Here is a 15,719-nt window from a genome sequence, read left to right on the forward strand (position 1 = left end):
CCTAAAACAGCCGTCACCCCAGCACGATCCATTGTTTGGCTTTCTTAAAGAGCGATACCTTGGGTCTGAGCGCGCAAACGCTCCACCGCGGTTCGAACGTCTTCCATGTGTGGGTGAATTTTGAGGGCTGCCTCAAAAGCGCGCAAAGCAGCTTTGGGCTGATCAATGCGTTCGTAAATGACCCCAAGCCCCGACAGCGCGCCGAAGTGATTGGGGTTTAGCGCAAGCGCACGTTCCAGATCTGCTGCGGCTAAACCAAACCGTTCCGTCAGAAAAAACGCAGTACCCCGAGCGTTCCAGCCTTCGGCAAACTCCGGTGCGTGGTCGGTCAGTGCGGTCAGATGTTCAATCGCAGCCTCGTAGTCCTCCGCGTCTAGTGCATCCCGCCCACGAGACAGCAGATAATCCAGCGCCGCAGACCCCGAGTGGGACCATCTTTCCAAAATTTCGCCGGTCAAACGAGCGGCCTCTTCAACAGGAGCTTCGCGCAAAATTTCGAGCAATTCTTGTGCATCATCCTCATGCCCCTGCGCATGTGCCACGCCCACAAACGTGACGTAACCAGCACACAGAATTGCCAATAGGCGGTTGAGAGTTCGTACGGGGTGTTCCATCTTATTCGTAAGGATAGACCACGCCGCCGGAAATGCGAGCAAAAGCGCGCAGGCAAAAGCGTCATTTGGACAAAAAAGTGAGAATAGACATGAGCGACATCGTGAACTCAGCCGTAGACGTTCTGGAAGGCAAGATCGAAAGCTTCGACGGTTCCGCCAAATTCGTGATTGAGAACGAAGGCGCCATCATGGTGGACGCCGACGGCGTGCGCGCAGGTGACGACGACGCAGAATGCACCCTGACAGCCGATGAAGACACGTTCCGCGGCATTATTTCGGGGGAGATCAACCCTACCGCCGCGTTCATGGGCGGCAAGCTGACCGTGGACGGCGATATGGCAACCGCCATGAAGCTGGGCGCGGCTCTTAGCTGATCACCCAAGCGCGCAGATGTTCGAACCAGCGCCCTACTACAACGATGTCAGCCGCGGTCCCAAAGGGGGCCGCGCAGTGTGGGCGCATACTTCGGACAACGTCAGGATCAGGGTGGGGATTTGGCCCATCACCGGCGCGCGTGGCACGGTCCTAATCTTTCCGGGGCGCACGGAATATATCGAAAAATACTCGGACGCTGCGCGCGAATTCGCGGTGCGCGGGCTGGCCAGTTTGGCCATCGACTGGCGTGGGCAGGGCCTTGCGGACAGGGCAACACCCGATAGCAAACTCGGCCATATCAACAGCTTTGACGAATACCAGCGCGACGTTGACACAGCCATCGCTGTTGCGCGCGACGCCGGGCTCCCCGAGCCCTACTACCTTTTCGCCCATTCCATGGGGGGATGCATCGGATTGCGATCCTTAATGCGTGGCCTGCCCGCAATGGCCGCCGCCTTTTCTGCGCCGATGTGGGGGCTAGAACTTAAATACCGCACAAGGGTCGCTGCGTGGATCGGTTCGGCTATTGCGGTGAACACTGGGTTATCCCAACGCTATGCCCCTGGCACGGACGCCGCGGCTGAGCCGACATCAATGCCGTTTGAAGACAACCCTCTGACCCGTGACCAAGACATGTTTGCTTGGATGCAATCGCAAACAGCGGCGTATCCTGAATTGCTGGTTGGTGGTCCTTCATTGGGGTGGCTGAACGCGGCGCTGCGCGAAATGCACGCTCTGGCACGTGAGGCAGGCCCCGACTTGCCCTGCGCCTGTTGGCTAGGAACCGCTGAGCGGATCGTCGAAGCCGATGCGATCGAAATTCGTATGAACGCATGGCCAAGCAGCACTTTGCATATCGTTCCTAACGCGGAACATGAGGTCGCGATGGAAGGCCCGAATGTACGCGGCGCACTGTTCGATGGCTGCGCAAAACTATTCGTTTAGAGCAACAATCTTGCCAGCATCCAATCGTACCTGACGGTCCATCCGAGCAGCCAGTTCGAGGTTGTGCGTCGCAATAACTGCGGACAGTCCGGTTTCACGAACCAGCCCCATCAGTGCCGCGAAAACCGTAGCGGACGTACCGGGATCGAGGTTCCCCGTCGGTTCGTCCGCCAGTAACAAGCCCGGATTATTAGCCAAAGCGCGACAAAAAGCGACGCGCTGCTGCTCTCCGCCTGACATTTCGGCGGGGCGATGGCCCGCGCGTTTGGCTAGGTCGACCTTATCCAAAAGGGCGTCGGCACGCGCCACAGCTTGCGCGTTTGGCATCCCATTGGCCAGCTGCGGTAGCACGATGTTTTCGCGCGCGCTGAATTCAGGTAGCAAATGATGGAATTGATACACAAACCCAACCGACCGTCTACGCGTACGTGTACGCTCCGCATCAGAGGCACGTTGCAGCGGTTGGCCCGCAATTTCGACCGTACCACTGTCGGCCGTGTCCAGAAGACCCGCGATGTGAAGCAAGGTCGACTTGCCGGCACCAGACGGTGCAACCAAGGCGACGATCTCGCCGCGATCTACCGTAAAGTCCGCGCCATCAAGCACTCTGATTTCGCCCGCTTGACCCGCGTTGTAAGACTTATGGATATCGCTCAAGCGCAGCATTGGATCATTCATAGCGCAATGCCTCCACCGGATTCATCCGCGCCGCCCGACGGGCCGGGAAGATGGTCACCCCAAAACTGAGCGTCAACGACAAAGCGACCGCGCTAAGGACATCCCCAAGTTCAAGACGCGCCGGTAGAGCCGAGATGTAGCGAATGGACGGATCCCAAACGCCGCCACCGGCCAAAGCATTCACCAGATTGAACACAGCGTCGATGTAGATAGCGAACAAACACCCTAAAACCACACCGATCATGGTCCCCACCACACCCACACTGGCTCCGCAAACAAAGAAAATCCGCAGGATGGAGCCTTCGGACAGTCCAACAGTGCGCAAAATCCCTATGTCGCGACCCTTATTTTTCACCAACATAATTAAACCACTGGTGATGTTCAGTGCAGCAATCAGGACAAGGATAGAGAGGATCACGAACATAATGTTATCCTCCATCTGAAGCGCGCGAAGGAATGCGCCCGAGCTGTCTTTCCACGTCCAAAGCAGTAGATCTTCGCCCCCCGCGCGCAGAAGTGGCAGAGTGAAATCATCAATGCCCTCTGGCTCTATCACCGCAACTTCGATGGCGTCAGCAACCTGCAAACGGTTAAAATAAGCCTGCGCTTCGGCAAAGGGCATGTAGACGCGCACTCGGTCAATATCCCAGCGCCCCACCTGAAAAATATGAACAACTTCATAGGCTTTCACCCGAGGGCTGGTCCCAAAAGCGGTTTGCACGCCGTTAGGGGAAATCAACCGAATGCGGTCGCCAACGCCAACGCCCAATTGCCGCGCCACCCCAGACCCGATCGCCAGACCTTCGTCAAAACGATCCCGGTCTCCAAGGCTCAACTCGGGCTCCGCGAGGCGGGGGATAGTGGCCAAGTCCTTTGCAGTGATGCCAATGACCTCAACCCCTGCATTACGTCCGGCTCCTGCGGCCATGACTTGCCCCTTTATCACAGGGGTCGCACGGGTAACGCCGGGAACAGCCGCAAGCCGCGCTGCGATGGCCTCATAATCCGTCAGGGTCCGCGTAAGCTGCCCGTTTGGCAGGACTTGCCCGACTGATGTCACTTCAACATGGGGGTTCGCGCCGACGATTGTGTCAACAAACTCAAAGCGGAACCCCGCGCGAACCGCGAGAGTTGCGATGAGCGCAAACACCGCCAGCGCGATGCCGATCAATGAAATCAACGTCATGACACTGATCCCACCCTCAGACCTGCGCGCACGCAAATAGCGCCAAGCGATCATCCATTCAAATCGCGCAAAGGGCGCGGTCCTGCCGGAAGATACGGATATGTTGGGGCTGTGATCGGCTTGAGAGTTGGGGGGCATTACCGCTGGATCCTGCTCGGGCGTTGCGCGCAACCTGTGCTGCTGCGCCCAAGAGGTCAAGCCTGAGTGGAAGATCGATGATGACCCACTGGTTAAAACGGGGTCACTATTGCGTCAGTGCGCCACCGCATCATCTGTCGCAGAGACAGCCTTAAACAAAGTATGCCGCGCACGGCCTAGATTCTTGCTTTGATAAAGGGCGGTGTCCGCATCCGAGAGCATACGGTCGGGATCAGGGTCCGAATAAAGCGACGAAACCGTCGTTCCGATACTTGCAGAAATATGGCACTGCTCAGAACCAAAATGTATAGGCTCCTCCAACCGGGCGATGATACGCGCCGCGATCGTGTCCAGCAGGGTCACATCGGTACAATCGGGAAATATCAGGACGAATTCATCGCCGCCGACACGCGCAACCAAGTCATCAGAGCGCGTCTCTTCGCGGAGGATCGAGGCCACCTTTAGCAACACGTGATCACCGGCAGCGTGCCCATGCGTGTCGTTTACGCGTTTGAAGAAATCCAAGTCCAAGTGCATTAACCCAAACTCTGTCCGACGGCGGCTTTGGGTCATATCACATAGCCGCTGATCCATTGCGCGGCGGTTGTGTAACCCAGTCAGCGCATCTGTTTCGGCCTGTATTTGAGCCGCCTCACGTGCCTCATCTAAACGAGCGTTAAGCTTTTTGGATTCGCTCAAGGCTGCTGACTTTGCTTCAATCAAGAACAGCATTTCGACAGTCGGATCACAGTGAGAAAAGTCACGGCTGGTCAATGCGTAGTCCGAGACCGCCTCCACTACAGAATACCCGAGCGACAGATTTAACAGCAACTGTCCTCCATCAAGTGGATGGACCAGCCCCCGCAGCCGCGTGTGAGGGGCCGCACGAAACTGCAACTTCAACAGCTGACCATTCAATCGCCGCAAGTCTTCGAAGGCACCATCACAACTTGGGCGCAGGCAATTAAACACATCGAGCAGTTTCATCCCGAGCAAATCATGGCTCGGTCGAAGCCGTGCCGCCGTTGGGCCCGCATGAACAATCTCACCTGACTTTTCGACCAAAATATGCATCGGCATCAGGGTATCAAGCACATCAAATCCAAGTGAAACGGCCCCTGTCATGCCGAACGTTCCGCCAATATGAAACTACGTCCAGCGGCGAATTCGGGCTCTGCTATAAACACCGACAGTGTTTCCAATATTTCGCCGTCGCTTTGCAAACGGGGACCGACATCCAAAGCAACAAGCGCACCATAATCATCAGCCATCGCCCGCAACACACCCGACACGAGCGAAATAGCACCCGCCACCTGCCATTGCGTGGTGATCACATATTGCCCAGCGCCTGCCTCATTCAAACTGATCTTGGGCAAGGTCAGATCAGGCACTGCCAAACAGGCGCGGTCATGCACCTCATCCAGCGAAAGAATAAAGTCCTCGAAGGTAGGCCCCCCGAACCGCATCAACCGGCGCACCGCTTCAAGATCGGGATGGGTGACAAGAAACATACCAATGTCTTCCATCAAAGACGGCCGCGTGCAGCCAACGTAGGCACATGCCGCATCTAGCACCGCATCTGTCATGCTATCTGGATAGCTGAGCATGCTTTCAAAGCCCTGCGCAGGAATATCCGTCATGTGCACAATCTCGGCCCACGCACCATTGCCATGGTTCGCTGTCACGAAACCCTGCATCGATTTATTGATTAGGCCATGCACGTATTTGTCCTCAAGCTTGGCCAGCATACAAACACGTCCAGTTTAACAAATCGCAAAGACCCGGCGCCAAAGGCGCAAATTTTCAGCCTCGCATCCAAAGACACAAAAAAGGCCGCTGCGCATCACACGCAGCGGCCTCTTTTCTCAACTTCCGACTGCTAGAAGTCTGTCGGCACGCCACCCTCGGCTTTGCGCCGCGCGACGAAATCCGCCAACTCGGACCGAATGGCCACATCCATCGGCGGTGCCTCAAACCCATCGATAATATCGCGTGAGATTTTATGCGCCCGCTCTGCGGTCCACACACCACCGGCAATGTCCCAAGCCTCGTAGTTGCGCCAATCGCTCGCAAAGGGTTGATAAAACGCCGTTTGATACCGCTCTTGCGTGTGCTGACAACCAAAGAAGTGCCCATCGGGGCCGACTTCCGCGATAGCCTCTACCGCGATATCATCGGGTGTGGTTGCGGTAAGTGCTGGGTCAAAATACCTCTGGATGTGCTGAAGCACTTCGCAATCCATCACGAACTTTTCGGGGCTGGCGATCAAGCCACCCTCAAGCCAACCGGCCGCGTGGTAGACCATGTTGGACCCCGACTGGACTGCGGCCCACAGGCTGTTCGATGTCTCCCACATGGCTTGTCCGTCCGGGACGTTGGCCGCGCATACGCCCGACGACCGGATCGGCAGCCCATAAAACCGCCCCATCTGCCCGGTCATTTGTGTCGCCCGCATATATTCCGGGGTGCCAAACGCGGGCGCGCCCGATTTCATATCAACATTCGAGGTGAAGGTCCCGATGGCCACCGGGCAGCCTGGATTAATGTATTGCAACAGCGCAATCGCCGCGAGCCCCTCAGCAAGGCTGAGTGCGACAGCCCCCGACATTGTCACAGGTGCCATAGCGCCGGCCAGCGTGAAGGGCGTCACAACGACGCCTTGATTGCGCCGCGCGTGGATCATCGCGCCTTCGAGCATCGGGAAATCGTGCTTAAGCGGGCTGACGGAATTAATGTTCGTGTACATGTGCGGCTGTGCGTCGAACTCTTCGCGCGTCAGGCCACCAGCAATCCGGCACATCTCCATCACGTCTTCGACACGCTCACGGCCAAGTGAATAAGCATGCGGGACCTTGTCGGTCAGCGTAAGCTTGTGGAACAGGCAATCAAGGTGACGTTCGCGGGCATGCACATCAATCGGCTCAACAGGGTAGCCACCCGCAAAGTGAATGCAGTTAAAATACTGAGTTAGCTTGATAAAGTCGATGTATGTCGCCATGTCGCCCGAACGTTTACCGCGCTTCAGGTCCCATGAGTTAGGAGGCGACGATACGTTACCAAACGCCATGTGACGGCCGCCAATGACAATCTTTTTGTCCGGGTTCCGGGGCGTCACGGTCCACTGCGATGGGGCGCGGCCAATCATTTCCATTAGGAAATCTTCGTCCATAAAGACGGTATGGCCCTCAACCTTACAGCCAGCTTCTTTGAGGATTTCGCAAGCCTCAGGGTTTAGAAATCCGATGCCAATCTCTTTCAGGATCCGAACAACACCCTTGTGGATCGCCTGAACACCGTCCACATTGAGCGGCTCGACAAAGGGATCGGGGTTCACTGGCTGCTGGAATGGCATCTGTTCGATCACCGCCCCGCCTGCACGATCGGCGTGCCCACGGCGGCCTCCGGCCCGGCGGCGTTTGGGGGCTTCTGAAACGGTATCGGTCGTCATTGTGGCTCTCCTTGATGCGCAACACCGTGTTAACGCGTCAAGGTCGCCGCTTTATGTGTCAAAGGCGACGTTTGCTGTCGTTTTCTTTGGACGGGCGCCAATCAATTAGCCAGTCAGGAATTTCGGCCACAGAGGGCAGAACTGCATGTGCTAGGGGCGCCAATGTCGGTGTCCGGGCGATACCCGTCAGCACCGCAAGGCATGTCATACCCGCAGCGGCCCCTGCCTCTAGGTCGTGGGTGCTGTCGCCTACCATGATGCACTGCTCCGCCGCGACACCAAGCCGATTTGCTGCCCCCAAGCATGAACCTGGGTCAGGTTTCGGCGTATAGCCGCTGTCGTAACCAACAACAGCTTCGAAATAGTTAAGGATGTCGGTCGCCCCAAGATGCGACAGCGCGGCGGCCTCGGAATCATTGGTCACGACACCCAACTTAGCCCCAGCGTTTACCAGCACCTCAAGCGTAGGCCTCAGCCCAGTGACAGGCGCCATCTGGGCGCTTGATACAGCCTCATCCGTGACACGGCGCACTTGCGCAAGCGGAAGGTTTCCAGAGATGGCCAGCATATCGAATAGCTCGGCTGCGGTGCCTGCGATGATGATCGAGTCGTCTCGGAACGTGTGCGTTTCCAGATCGAAGCCACCCGCCTGAGCCATAGCCGTCAGGCGCGCAGTGTCGCCGTCCGCCAGGCGACGCAAAATCTCAGCCGAAGTGCTCGCCCAAGACGCTGTAAAATCAAATAAAGTACCGTCTTTATCGAACAGAACGGCGTATCCGCGCAAATCGAGATTAGGTGTCAGGTCCAATGCGGCAGGTCCCCCCCCGGCAAAGCGGCACGCGCACGCAAAAGCGTCTCATACGGCAGGGCAGCTGCCTCACAAAAGCCCGTCACCCAAGCATCATCCATCAGCAAAAAATCAAGAACTGCCGCCAAAAATTCAGGTGACGTGGCTTGGGCTTTGATGTCGTCCAACCCCGCCCCACTGGCACCTTGGAATATCTCAAGCAGCCCGTCTTGCGCCGCAATCCAGCCCAGCGCCCGCGCCGCAATCGTTTCTGCTGCCTCAGTTTGCATTTTTCACCCTTAAGGAAAGGAATTATTAAGCATTCTATACGTATCTGTTTGGTTACAGCTGCGTAAAGGCGTAAGGCAAAAAGATGACCGGCAAAATCCTCATTGTTGACGACGTTGCGACCAACCGGATCGTGCTCAAGGTAAAACTGTCCGCCGCGCAATATCAAACAATCATGGCAGAGGATGGCAACCAAGCACTGGCTCTTGCTCGGCGTATGCAGCCTGACCTCATTTTGATGGATGTCCTTATGCCCGGCCGCTCCGGGCTTGATGTTTGCGCCAAACTCAAGGCTGATCCGGTCACGTCAGGCATCAAAATTATCCTTATAACTGCGCTAGATGACAACGATTCTAGAATGGCGGGGCTAGAGGCAGGGGCTGATGATTTCCTTTCGCGCCCAGTGGACGAGGTCGCTTTGTTGGCCCGCGTTCGCAGCCTTTTACGCGCTCGCGATCAAGAGCGTGAACTTCACTTGCGTGAGGCAACATTTGCGGAATTGGGCTTTCCCGAGGACAGCATCTCCTCAAAGAAAGCCGCATGCGTCATGTTGGTCGCCAATACGCTTGCCGCGAGCAAAGCATGGAAAGACCGGCTCGAGGATCGGGCACTCAAGGACATAATCTACGGGACCGGCGACGACGCATTAAGGTTAACTGCCGATGATACCGTGCCCGATGTTTTCGTCATTTCCGTCGACCAGCAGGAGCGTAACGGCGGCCTACGCCTTATGTCTGATCTACGGTCGCGCGCTACAACCCGCCACAGCGGCATCATTATCGTCCTGCCCCACGGTGACAGTGAGCGCGCCGCAACAGCCCTAGATCTTGGGGCAAATGACATCAGTTATGAGCCGTTTCTTGCGCCTGAACTGGCCGTGCGTATCCGCACCCAGTTGGAGCGTAAAACACGTGCCGACAGACTGAGGGCCACGCTCGATGACGGGCTGCGCCTTGCTGTCACCGACAGCCTAACCGGGCTTTATAATCGTCGCTACGGAATGCGCCACCTAGAGCGTGTCGCCCGCCAGTGCAAAGAAACCGGCACAGATGCCGCCGCGATTATGATTGATGTCGATCACTTCAAAACCGTGAACGATGCCTTCGGGCACTTGGTTGGCGATCAAATTCTTAAAGAGGTCGCTTCAACCCTCCGCGCCAGCCTTCGCGGAGAAGACCTTGTAACCCGGATTGGCGGCGAAGAGTTTTTGGCCATTTTGCCTGAGGCAAGTGTCGAGCAGGCGCGCATCATCGCGGAACGGTTGCGCAGCGGGATTGAGACACTGCAACTTCCCAACGGCCACGGCGGCAAGGTCAGCGTGACGTTAAGCCTTGGCGTGACCATGCTGTCGGGCGCCAACCATGACATCAATGAAATCCTCAAATCAGTTGACCGCGCGCTGTATACGGCCAAAGCCACTGGACGAAATAGTGTCGTCGTCTCAGCTTAGGGCACTCAGCTATTCGCGGCGACCGGCTCGGCGCTTGGAAAACGCCTCTAGCCGATCCGCATATGCCTGACGCTCCGCGAGCGGCTTTGAGGACATATGATGCAAAAGCCCGGCATGCGCGGCATCCATCAGTTCCCCGCCCAAGCGGCGTTGCACCTCAAGCGCCGAGGCGAAACCAGCGGCATCAAATGGCTCCTGACGTAGCGCAACAGCCATGGCAGCCCGCGCGGCACGCAGCTCACCTCGGCTTTGGCGCAGATGGGCGTGTTCAGTCCTCAAGGTCTCGCGCAATGCGCGCTGATCAGCCTCCGGCAACGCGCGCAACAATGGCGTCGACACCACCCCACGATCTGCCCCCCTTGGCCCACCATGTGGCCCAAAGGCAAATGCCCCAATTGTCGTACCTAAAACCAACAAGTTAAGCCCGAGAGAAATACCGAGCGCGACCTTCATCCAAGTCGTGGTGCGCGGGATGGATACGTCAGTTTCCATTATTCATATCTCCTCAAAGAAGGCGTCGTAATCAGGGAAATCCCCATCCAATGAGGCAGAGGTCAAGCCAACCCCACTCCAAACCGCATCAAGTGCCGGTGGCGATGCAATCCCTAGCCCAAGCCCAGCCACCGTCGCTGTCGCAAGCCCCGCCGCAACAGGCCATCCCCCCAACTCAGCCCAGATCCGCTGAAGTCGTATGAGAATGCCATTCGCCCGACGCTCATGTGCAAAACCTGCTTGAACCTGAGCGGCCTGCATCAAAATGCGTGCCTCTAAATCCGCAGAAATCGGCTTAACATCCTTTTGAGCGGCTTCGAAAACACCTCCAAGGATATTGTCCTTATCTTCTGCGCCTAGCAGTTCCATAGGGTCTCTAGCCATCACTCAACTCCTCCCTTCGTGGGACCAACGCCTGCGTCAAGGCGCGCTTTCCGCGTCCTATCAAACTCTCGGCGGCCTCAACGGATATCTCCATCACGGTCGCAATCTCGGGATTGGACCAGCCCTCTATGTGTCGCAACACGACCGCCTGGCGCTGTCGATCGGGCAGTTTGGCAAGGGCCGCATCCAACGCCACGAGCCGTTCGGAAGCCTCCAATTTCGCCAAAGCACCGGGTGCAGGATCAGCGGGGGCGGCAACAGCGTCGATGTTAAGCGCCCGCGCTCGCCGCAACCGATCGATGCACAAGTTGCCAGCAACCTTCAACAGCCACGTGCCCGGCCTTGCGCTCCCATTTGCGTCCCACTTCGGCGCGTGTCGCCAAAGCCTCAGCATTGCTTCTTGCGTCACGTCCTCTGCCTCCGCACGGTCGCCATTCAACATACGGGTCGCAAATGCCACGCACCTTGGGGCCAGACGTTGGGTCAACAACGCAGCCGCTTGCCCATCACCACGGGCAAACCGCAGCAACAGCGCATCATCGCTGAAAACCTCTGGGTCGGGCACGGCCGCTCCTGAAGAATGGTGTCGGGACATCCTAGCGAGGCGCACTGACCAAAACCAGCCAACGCGCCCCTTTGCCTAACGATCAGCTCAATTATCAGCGCGCGACCCATGTTTGCCATGACGCTCCAGCATGGAGTCGAACTCAGCGGGCGAGAGCCCGCCAGAACCATCACGATCAATCCGCGCAAACCGCTTGGCATGCCGCTCCTCGGCCCGGGCGTCGCGACCAGCTTGAAGCTCACTTTCACTCACCGCGCCATCGCCATCGGTATCAAGCCGCTCAATCATCCGCTCCGCTCGGTCCGCCGCCCGGGCATTGTTGGCCGCCATAATCTCTGCTGCTGTCAGCTTATCATCACCATCCGCGTCTATGGTGGCGAACCGTGCTGCACCCCGGGCTGCCATCTCTTCTGGGGAAATCTCACCGCTGCCGTCCGTATCTAACTCAGCGAAACTGGGCCGCTCCAGCATGCCGCCATGCGGCCCACGCGCTTGCGCATCCGTCGCTACGGCCGATGTCAGCATCAGACCTCCAGCCAAAGCCAATGCGCCGTAGCCCAAGTATTTCGAGAATTTCTTCGTATTTTGCATGGTATGTCCTTCGGGGTTTTAATCATGTTGATGCCCCTTCCACGCATCAGACCTCAAATTCCGTCGCACTCTTTTCAACTTTTTTGCGACACCCCGCCGCACGGCGCAGGTGTCGCGTATTGACCAGGGTTTGTTTGAGCTAGACGTCGTTTGCGTGAATAGGAATTCGACATGACAAATACCGAACTGGGGACCACCTTGGCCCCCGAACTTGATGCCCCCTTGCGACCCGTTAAACGGTCCATCTTACGTGGCTGGCGCAGACGCTGCCCGCAATGCGGCGCAGGCGATCTGATGGAAGGATATCTTAAGGTGCGCGGCACCTGCACGGCTTGCTCTGAAGAGTTACACCACCACCGGGCAGATGACGGCCCACCCTACCTAACGATCCTAATTGTGGCCCATATCATCGGCCCCCTTATGCTGTGGTATTTCGAGGCTTTCCGCCCAGAACCTCTTGTATTTGTTTCTCTGTTTTGCGTTGGCGGCGTTTCAATGTGCCTCTACTTGCTGCCCCGGATCAAAGGCGTCATTGTAGCTATTCAATGGGCCAACCGTATGCATGGGTTTGGCCGCGCACAAACCTGAGGCCGCCGATGAACACCCCTATTCGTGACGCTGCAACGATCATCGTGGTCCGAGATCACGCTTCAACCCCGCGCGTCTTGATGGGCCAGCGCGGGGCAAAGGCGGCCTTTATGCCCTCGAAATACGTCTTTCCGGGGGGGGCTGTTGATGCACAGGATGCAGCCGTGACGCTGGCCACCCCCCTACCCGAAACGGACCAAGCCGCGCTGCGCGATGCCAGCACGATAGCGCCCAATGCACTTGCGACGGCTGCGGTGCGCGAATTACTTGAGGAAACTGGCCAGCGCCTCACAGCCCCCTGCGCCGGGGATTGGGCCGGGCTGACGAACGAAGCCCCCCACGCATCTGCCCTAAAATTCGTATTTCGCGCCATCACGCCCCCCGGGCGCCCCCGCCGGTTTGATGCACGGTTCTTCATGGTAAACGCAGATGACCTGAGCGGAGATCTCGATGATTTCTCCAAGGCTGAAGACGAGTTAAGCCACTTGCATTGGGTCTCCCTGGCGGAGGCGCGCGCCCTAGATGTCCCTTTTATCACTGAGGTCGTTTTGGCCGAAATCGCCGCCCGCGTCAGGGCCCCCGCCCCTCGAAACGTGCCATTTTTCGACAATTCCGGCGCGACATCCGTATTCCGCTATCTTGGGCTAACGACAGCCTAATCCATACCCGCAAAGACGTCAGTGGGCCCGACCGAAACGGTTTTGAGGATACCATAAACCGCATCGCCGGGCGCTAGACCCATTTCATCCAACGACCGTTGTGTAATCCGCGCCAGCAACCTGTCCGCCCCGCTTTGCAGCACGACCAAGGCACCCGGACCATCGCCGCGATACAGGCTTACCACCTTTGCAGGAAGGATATTCAACGCAGACAGCCCGTGGGGTTTGTGCGTGCCCACGATCACGTCTTGCGCCATGACGCGCAAACGCATCTTTGTGCCTACCGCCCCGGCAGTTCCCGGCACCCACACAAGGCCACCCGATACCGCCAACTGGGTCAGACCATCGACATGGCGAACGACTTGCCCTTCAAGCATCGCGCCCGCCATGCGCGGACCCAAAACAGGCACGGCATCTGGGTCGCTCAGCACATCTTTAACTGAGCCAGAGCGCGCAACCTTTCCGTCCCGCAGCAACACAAGCGTTGAGCCCAGACGCGCAACCTCATCCAACGCATGGGTAATATACAGCATCGGCACATTCGCATGATCACGCAGGCGTTCGAGATAAGGCAGAATGTCAGCCTTGCGCCGGGCATCCAACGCGGCCAGAGGCTCATCGAGTATGAGCATCGATGGCGTGCTCAGAAGGGCGCGGCCGAGCGCCACACGCGCAGCTTCGCCCCCCGACAAACCAGCAGGCCGCCGCGCCAAAAGCGGGGTGATATCAAGCAAATCAGCAATCCGCCTCAGATCAGCATCCCGTCCAGCGCCATACAGAAGATTGCCCTGCACGGACAAATGCGGAAACAAACGCGGCTCCTGAAAGACATAGCCAATCCTGCGCGCGTATGGCTTTAGCCAGACCCGCCTAGAAGTGTCCGCCAACACCCGATCACCCAACTGCACATAGGCCTGATCGGTCCGCAACAACCCACCCACAGACTTCGCGATCGTCGACTTGCCGGCCCCCGAAGGCCCAAACAACATGGTGATCCCGTCGCCCGCCGTGATTTCGACGTCTAGGGCGAAATCGGCAAACTGATGCGTGAGTTCAATCCTGAGCATCAGGCCCGCCCCGCAATACGTGCCGCCACGCGGCGCGACAGCATTTCTGCCAGCAAAAGTGCGCCCAACGCAACACCGACGGCCAAAGCGACCAGCCCCCAAACCGTGGCCTCACCCCCAGGGATTTGCAAAAAGCTGTAAATGGCGGAGGGCACTGTTTGCGTTTCGCCAGGGATATTTGAGACAAAGGTGATGGTTGCACCAAACTCACCCATCGCCTTGGCAAATCCGATCACCGCACCAGCCAAAATCCCCGGCGCGATCAACGGTAAGGTCACTGTCGCAAACACACGAACCGGGCCTGCACCCAACGTCGCAGCGGCTTCCTCTAGGCCCGGCTCCACCGCCTCAAGCGCCAGCCAGATCGCCCGCACTGTCAGAGGAAAGCTCATCACTGCGGCCGCCAAAACCGCGCCCGTCCAACGGAACGCGAGTACCAATCCGAACGTATCTTCAAGAAACACGCCGATCGGTGCCGTACGCCCAAATGCGATCAGCAATAGATACCCCGTCACAACGGGTGGCAGCACCAAGGGCAAATGGACCAATCCATTCAAGATGCCGCGCCCCAAGAACCGCCCCCGCGCCAACAAGACCGCGACCCCTAGTGCCACAGGCAACGACAAAAGCGTCGAAAGGCCCGCAACCCGAAGCGACAGCCAAAGGGCATCCCAACCTTCTGGGGGAAGGTTGATCATTCCGATGGATCCCGCAAGCCTGCTTCTCGAAACAGGTTTCGTCCCATAGGTGATTGTAAAAAGTGCATAAATTCTTTCGCCATTGGACCCGCAGATGTCGTAGTCGCCGCCGGATAAACAATGGGTGTATGCGCATCACTAGGAAGGTCCGCCACGATTGCCACCCGAGGCTCTGCCACCGCATCCGAGGCATAAACAATACCCAAAGGCGCCTCACCTCGTGCCACAAACGCCATGGCGTTGCGTACATTATCCGCCTGCGCGATCCGCATGGTGACACCATCCCAAAGGCCTAAGGCCACCAGCGCCTCTTGCCCATAGATGCCGGCGGGTACGGCACGCAAATCGCCCATCGCAAGGCGGCCATCACCGCCCAAGCGAGCAGCAAATGCCTGAGGCGTCAAATCCAGATCGTCAGCTCCAACACGCCCAATCACAACCAACGTATTACTTGCGATGATCACAGGCGCCGCCCCGAGAACGCCTTGCACATCCAACCATTCCATCCAATCCGCATGCGCGAGCACCACAATGTCCGCCGGCGCACCCGCTGCCACCTGCCGCGCAACCGTGCCAGAGCCCGCGTAGGAGAGCACAACCTCGCCTCCGGTCCATTCTGCGGCCGCCGCATCCAGCGCGGTTTTCAGGCTTGCCGCCGCAAAGACACGCACCGGCTCAGCCGATGCCGCACCTGCCCAAAGCAAAGAGAGAATAAGGAGAAACCAACGCATGGCATGACCTTGCCCAACCCGCCAGCGACCCGCAA

The 15,719-nt window shown here is 58.0% G+C and carries 20 protein-coding genes; 5 read left to right on the plus strand and 15 right to left on the minus strand.

Translation table 11 applies throughout. From position 1 onward, the window contains the following. Positions 1–44: 44 nt before the first annotated feature. Positions 45–614, minus strand: a complete 570-nt coding sequence (locus AC4GMC_RS07025) for a tetratricopeptide repeat protein (protein WP_488054897.1) — start codon at positions 612–614, stop codon at positions 45–47. Positions 615–703: 89 nt separating this feature from the next. On the opposite strand from AC4GMC_RS07025, the gene AC4GMC_RS07030 reads away from it, so the two are divergent. Together AC4GMC_RS07030 and AC4GMC_RS07035 are read left to right on the plus strand one after the other, a co-directional pair. After that, positions 704–988 (plus strand): SCP2 sterol-binding domain-containing protein, encoded by a 285-nt coding sequence (locus AC4GMC_RS07030; RefSeq protein WP_487877169.1) that lies wholly within the window; start codon positions 704–706, stop codon positions 986–988. A gap of 16 nt (positions 989–1,004) precedes the next feature. After that, positions 1,005–1,934 carry an alpha/beta fold hydrolase gene (locus AC4GMC_RS07035; RefSeq protein WP_487877157.1) on the plus strand — a complete coding sequence of 310 codons (930 nt, stop codon included), beginning with the start codon at positions 1,005–1,007 and terminating at the stop codon, positions 1,932–1,934. Here the strand turns inward: AC4GMC_RS07035 and AC4GMC_RS07040 are convergent. From AC4GMC_RS07040 to AC4GMC_RS07070, 7 genes are all read right to left on the minus strand, one after another. Then, a complete protein-coding gene (locus AC4GMC_RS07040) occupies positions 1,923–2,612 on the minus strand; it encodes an ABC transporter ATP-binding protein (protein ID WP_487877158.1) in 690 nt (229 codons plus the stop codon). The genes AC4GMC_RS07035 and AC4GMC_RS07040 overlap by 12 nt on opposite strands. Further along, positions 2,605–3,852 (minus strand): lipoprotein-releasing ABC transporter permease subunit, encoded by a 1,248-nt coding sequence (locus tag AC4GMC_RS07045; RefSeq protein ID WP_487877170.1) that lies wholly within the window; start codon positions 3,850–3,852, stop codon positions 2,605–2,607. The genes AC4GMC_RS07040 and AC4GMC_RS07045 overlap by 8 nt, the downstream gene beginning before the upstream one ends. Before the next feature lie 198 nt (positions 3,853–4,050). Then, complete coding sequence (locus AC4GMC_RS07050; RefSeq protein ID WP_487877159.1) at positions 4,051–5,061, minus strand: diguanylate cyclase domain-containing protein; 1,011 nt, start codon at positions 5,059–5,061, stop codon at positions 4,051–4,053. Continuing rightward, the gene (locus tag AC4GMC_RS07055; RefSeq protein ID WP_487877160.1) at positions 5,058–5,684 is read right to left on the minus strand and encodes a heme NO-binding domain-containing protein; all 627 of its coding nucleotides are present in this window, start codon (positions 5,682–5,684) and stop codon (positions 5,058–5,060) included. The genes AC4GMC_RS07050 and AC4GMC_RS07055 overlap by 4 nt, the downstream gene beginning before the upstream one ends. Before the next feature lie 131 nt (positions 5,685–5,815). Continuing rightward, positions 5,816–7,384 (minus strand): trimethylamine methyltransferase family protein, encoded by a 1,569-nt coding sequence (locus AC4GMC_RS07060; RefSeq protein ID WP_487877161.1) that lies wholly within the window; start codon positions 7,382–7,384, stop codon positions 5,816–5,818. 58 nt (positions 7,385–7,442) lie between these two features. Next, positions 7,443–8,192 carry an HAD family hydrolase gene (locus tag AC4GMC_RS07065; RefSeq protein ID WP_487877162.1) on the minus strand — a complete coding sequence of 250 codons (750 nt, stop codon included), beginning with the start codon at positions 8,190–8,192 and terminating at the stop codon, positions 7,443–7,445. After that, on the minus strand, positions 8,183–8,461 hold the full coding sequence (locus tag AC4GMC_RS07070; protein ID WP_487877163.1) for a DUF3572 domain-containing protein: 279 nt from the start codon (positions 8,459–8,461) through the stop codon (positions 8,183–8,185). The genes AC4GMC_RS07065 and AC4GMC_RS07070 overlap by 10 nt, the downstream gene beginning before the upstream one ends. Positions 8,462–8,544: 83 nt before the next feature. Between AC4GMC_RS07070 and AC4GMC_RS07075 the strand changes: the two genes are divergently transcribed. Beyond that, positions 8,545–9,909, plus strand: coding sequence for a diguanylate cyclase (locus AC4GMC_RS07075; RefSeq protein WP_487877164.1), 1,365 nt, complete (start codon positions 8,545–8,547; stop codon positions 9,907–9,909). Positions 9,910–9,918: 9 nt separating this feature from the next. On the opposite strand, the gene AC4GMC_RS07080 is transcribed toward AC4GMC_RS07075, so the two are convergent. From AC4GMC_RS07080 to AC4GMC_RS07095, 4 genes are read right to left on the minus strand one after another with little or no spacing between them, the layout of a single operon-like run. Continuing rightward, positions 9,919–10,401, minus strand: a complete 483-nt coding sequence (locus tag AC4GMC_RS07080; RefSeq protein WP_487877165.1) for a periplasmic heavy metal sensor — start codon at positions 10,399–10,401, stop codon at positions 9,919–9,921. Between the two features lie 3 nt (positions 10,402–10,404). Then, positions 10,405–10,785, minus strand: a complete 381-nt coding sequence (locus AC4GMC_RS07085) for a hypothetical protein (protein ID WP_487877166.1) — start codon at positions 10,783–10,785, stop codon at positions 10,405–10,407. Beyond that, positions 10,778–11,380 (minus strand): sigma-70 family RNA polymerase sigma factor, encoded by a 603-nt coding sequence (locus tag AC4GMC_RS07090; protein ID WP_487877167.1) that lies wholly within the window; start codon positions 11,378–11,380, stop codon positions 10,778–10,780. Before AC4GMC_RS07090 ends, AC4GMC_RS07085 begins: the two co-directional genes overlap by 8 nt. Before the next feature lie 57 nt (positions 11,381–11,437). After that, a complete protein-coding gene (locus AC4GMC_RS07095; RefSeq protein ID WP_487877168.1) occupies positions 11,438–11,941 on the minus strand; it encodes an EF-hand domain-containing protein in 504 nt (167 codons plus the stop codon). 171 nt (positions 11,942–12,112) lie between these two features. Here AC4GMC_RS07095 and AC4GMC_RS07100 point away from each other — a divergent pair, with 171 nt between their 5' ends. After that, on the plus strand, positions 12,113–12,529 hold the full coding sequence (locus AC4GMC_RS07100; RefSeq protein WP_487876744.1) for a DUF983 domain-containing protein: 417 nt from the start codon (positions 12,113–12,115) through the stop codon (positions 12,527–12,529). Positions 12,530–12,537: 8 nt separating this feature from the next. Next, complete coding sequence (locus tag AC4GMC_RS07105) at positions 12,538–13,188, plus strand: NUDIX hydrolase (RefSeq protein WP_487876743.1); 651 nt, start codon at positions 12,538–12,540, stop codon at positions 13,186–13,188. Here AC4GMC_RS07105 and modC read toward each other — a convergent pair. From modC to modA, 3 genes are read right to left on the minus strand one after another with little or no spacing between them, the layout of a single operon-like run. Further along, positions 13,185–14,255 (minus strand): molybdenum ABC transporter ATP-binding protein, encoded by a 1,071-nt coding sequence (gene modC, locus AC4GMC_RS07110; RefSeq protein WP_487876742.1) that lies wholly within the window; start codon positions 14,253–14,255, stop codon positions 13,185–13,187. The genes AC4GMC_RS07105 and modC overlap by 4 nt on opposite strands. Then, entirely contained in the window at positions 14,255–14,953 is a 699-nt protein-coding gene (gene modB / locus AC4GMC_RS07115; protein WP_487876741.1) for a molybdate ABC transporter permease subunit, read from the minus strand. Before modB ends, modC begins: the two co-directional genes overlap by 1 nt. Continuing rightward, the gene (gene modA / locus AC4GMC_RS07120; RefSeq protein WP_487876740.1) at positions 14,950–15,684 is read right to left on the minus strand and encodes a molybdate ABC transporter substrate-binding protein; all 735 of its coding nucleotides are present in this window, start codon (positions 15,682–15,684) and stop codon (positions 14,950–14,952) included. Before modA ends, modB begins: the two co-directional genes overlap by 4 nt. Positions 15,685–15,719 lie beyond the last annotated feature (35 nt).

Source organism: Thalassobacter sp. (assembly GCF_982993085.1).

Coding starts and splice junctions, on each gene's coding strand:
- modC (WP_487876742.1), bottom strand. CDS start 14,255: ATGCTCAGGATTGAACTCACGCATCAGTTTGCCGATTTCGCCCTAGAC.
- AC4GMC_RS07035 (WP_487877157.1), top strand. CDS start 1,005: ATGTTCGAACCAGCGCCCTACTACAACGATGTCAGCCGCGGTCCCAAA.
- AC4GMC_RS07060 (WP_487877161.1), bottom strand. CDS start 7,384: ATGACGACCGATACCGTTTCAGAAGCCCCCAAACGCCGCCGGGCCGGA.
- AC4GMC_RS07025 (WP_488054897.1), bottom strand. CDS start 614: ATGGAACACCCCGTACGAACTCTCAACCGCCTATTGGCAATTCTGTGT.
- AC4GMC_RS07080 (WP_487877165.1), bottom strand. CDS start 10,401: ATGGAAACTGACGTATCCATCCCGCGCACCACGACTTGGATGAAGGTC.
- AC4GMC_RS07095 (WP_487877168.1), bottom strand. CDS start 11,941: ATGCAAAATACGAAGAAATTCTCGAAATACTTGGGCTACGGCGCATTG.
- AC4GMC_RS07050 (WP_487877159.1), bottom strand. CDS start 5,061: ATGACAGGGGCCGTTTCACTTGGATTTGATGTGCTTGATACCCTGATG.
- AC4GMC_RS07030 (WP_487877169.1), top strand. CDS start 704: ATGAGCGACATCGTGAACTCAGCCGTAGACGTTCTGGAAGGCAAGATC.
- AC4GMC_RS07090 (WP_487877167.1), bottom strand. CDS start 11,380: ATGTCCCGACACCATTCTTCAGGAGCGGCCGTGCCCGACCCAGAGGTT.
- modA (WP_487876740.1), bottom strand. CDS start 15,684: ATGCGTTGGTTTCTCCTTATTCTCTCTTTGCTTTGGGCAGGTGCGGCA.
- AC4GMC_RS07070 (WP_487877163.1), bottom strand. CDS start 8,461: ATGCAAACTGAGGCAGCAGAAACGATTGCGGCGCGGGCGCTGGGCTGG.
- modB (WP_487876741.1), bottom strand. CDS start 14,953: ATGATCAACCTTCCCCCAGAAGGTTGGGATGCCCTTTGGCTGTCGCTT.
- AC4GMC_RS07085 (WP_487877166.1), bottom strand. CDS start 10,785: ATGGCTAGAGACCCTATGGAACTGCTAGGCGCAGAAGATAAGGACAAT.
- AC4GMC_RS07045 (WP_487877170.1), bottom strand. CDS start 3,852: ATGATCGCTTGGCGCTATTTGCGTGCGCGCAGGTCTGAGGGTGGGATC.
- AC4GMC_RS07100 (WP_487876744.1), top strand. CDS start 12,113: ATGACAAATACCGAACTGGGGACCACCTTGGCCCCCGAACTTGATGCC.
- AC4GMC_RS07040 (WP_487877158.1), bottom strand. CDS start 2,612: ATGAATGATCCAATGCTGCGCTTGAGCGATATCCATAAGTCTTACAAC.
- AC4GMC_RS07075 (WP_487877164.1), top strand. CDS start 8,545: ATGACCGGCAAAATCCTCATTGTTGACGACGTTGCGACCAACCGGATC.
- AC4GMC_RS07105 (WP_487876743.1), top strand. CDS start 12,538: ATGAACACCCCTATTCGTGACGCTGCAACGATCATCGTGGTCCGAGAT.
- AC4GMC_RS07055 (WP_487877160.1), bottom strand. CDS start 5,684: ATGCTGGCCAAGCTTGAGGACAAATACGTGCATGGCCTAATCAATAAA.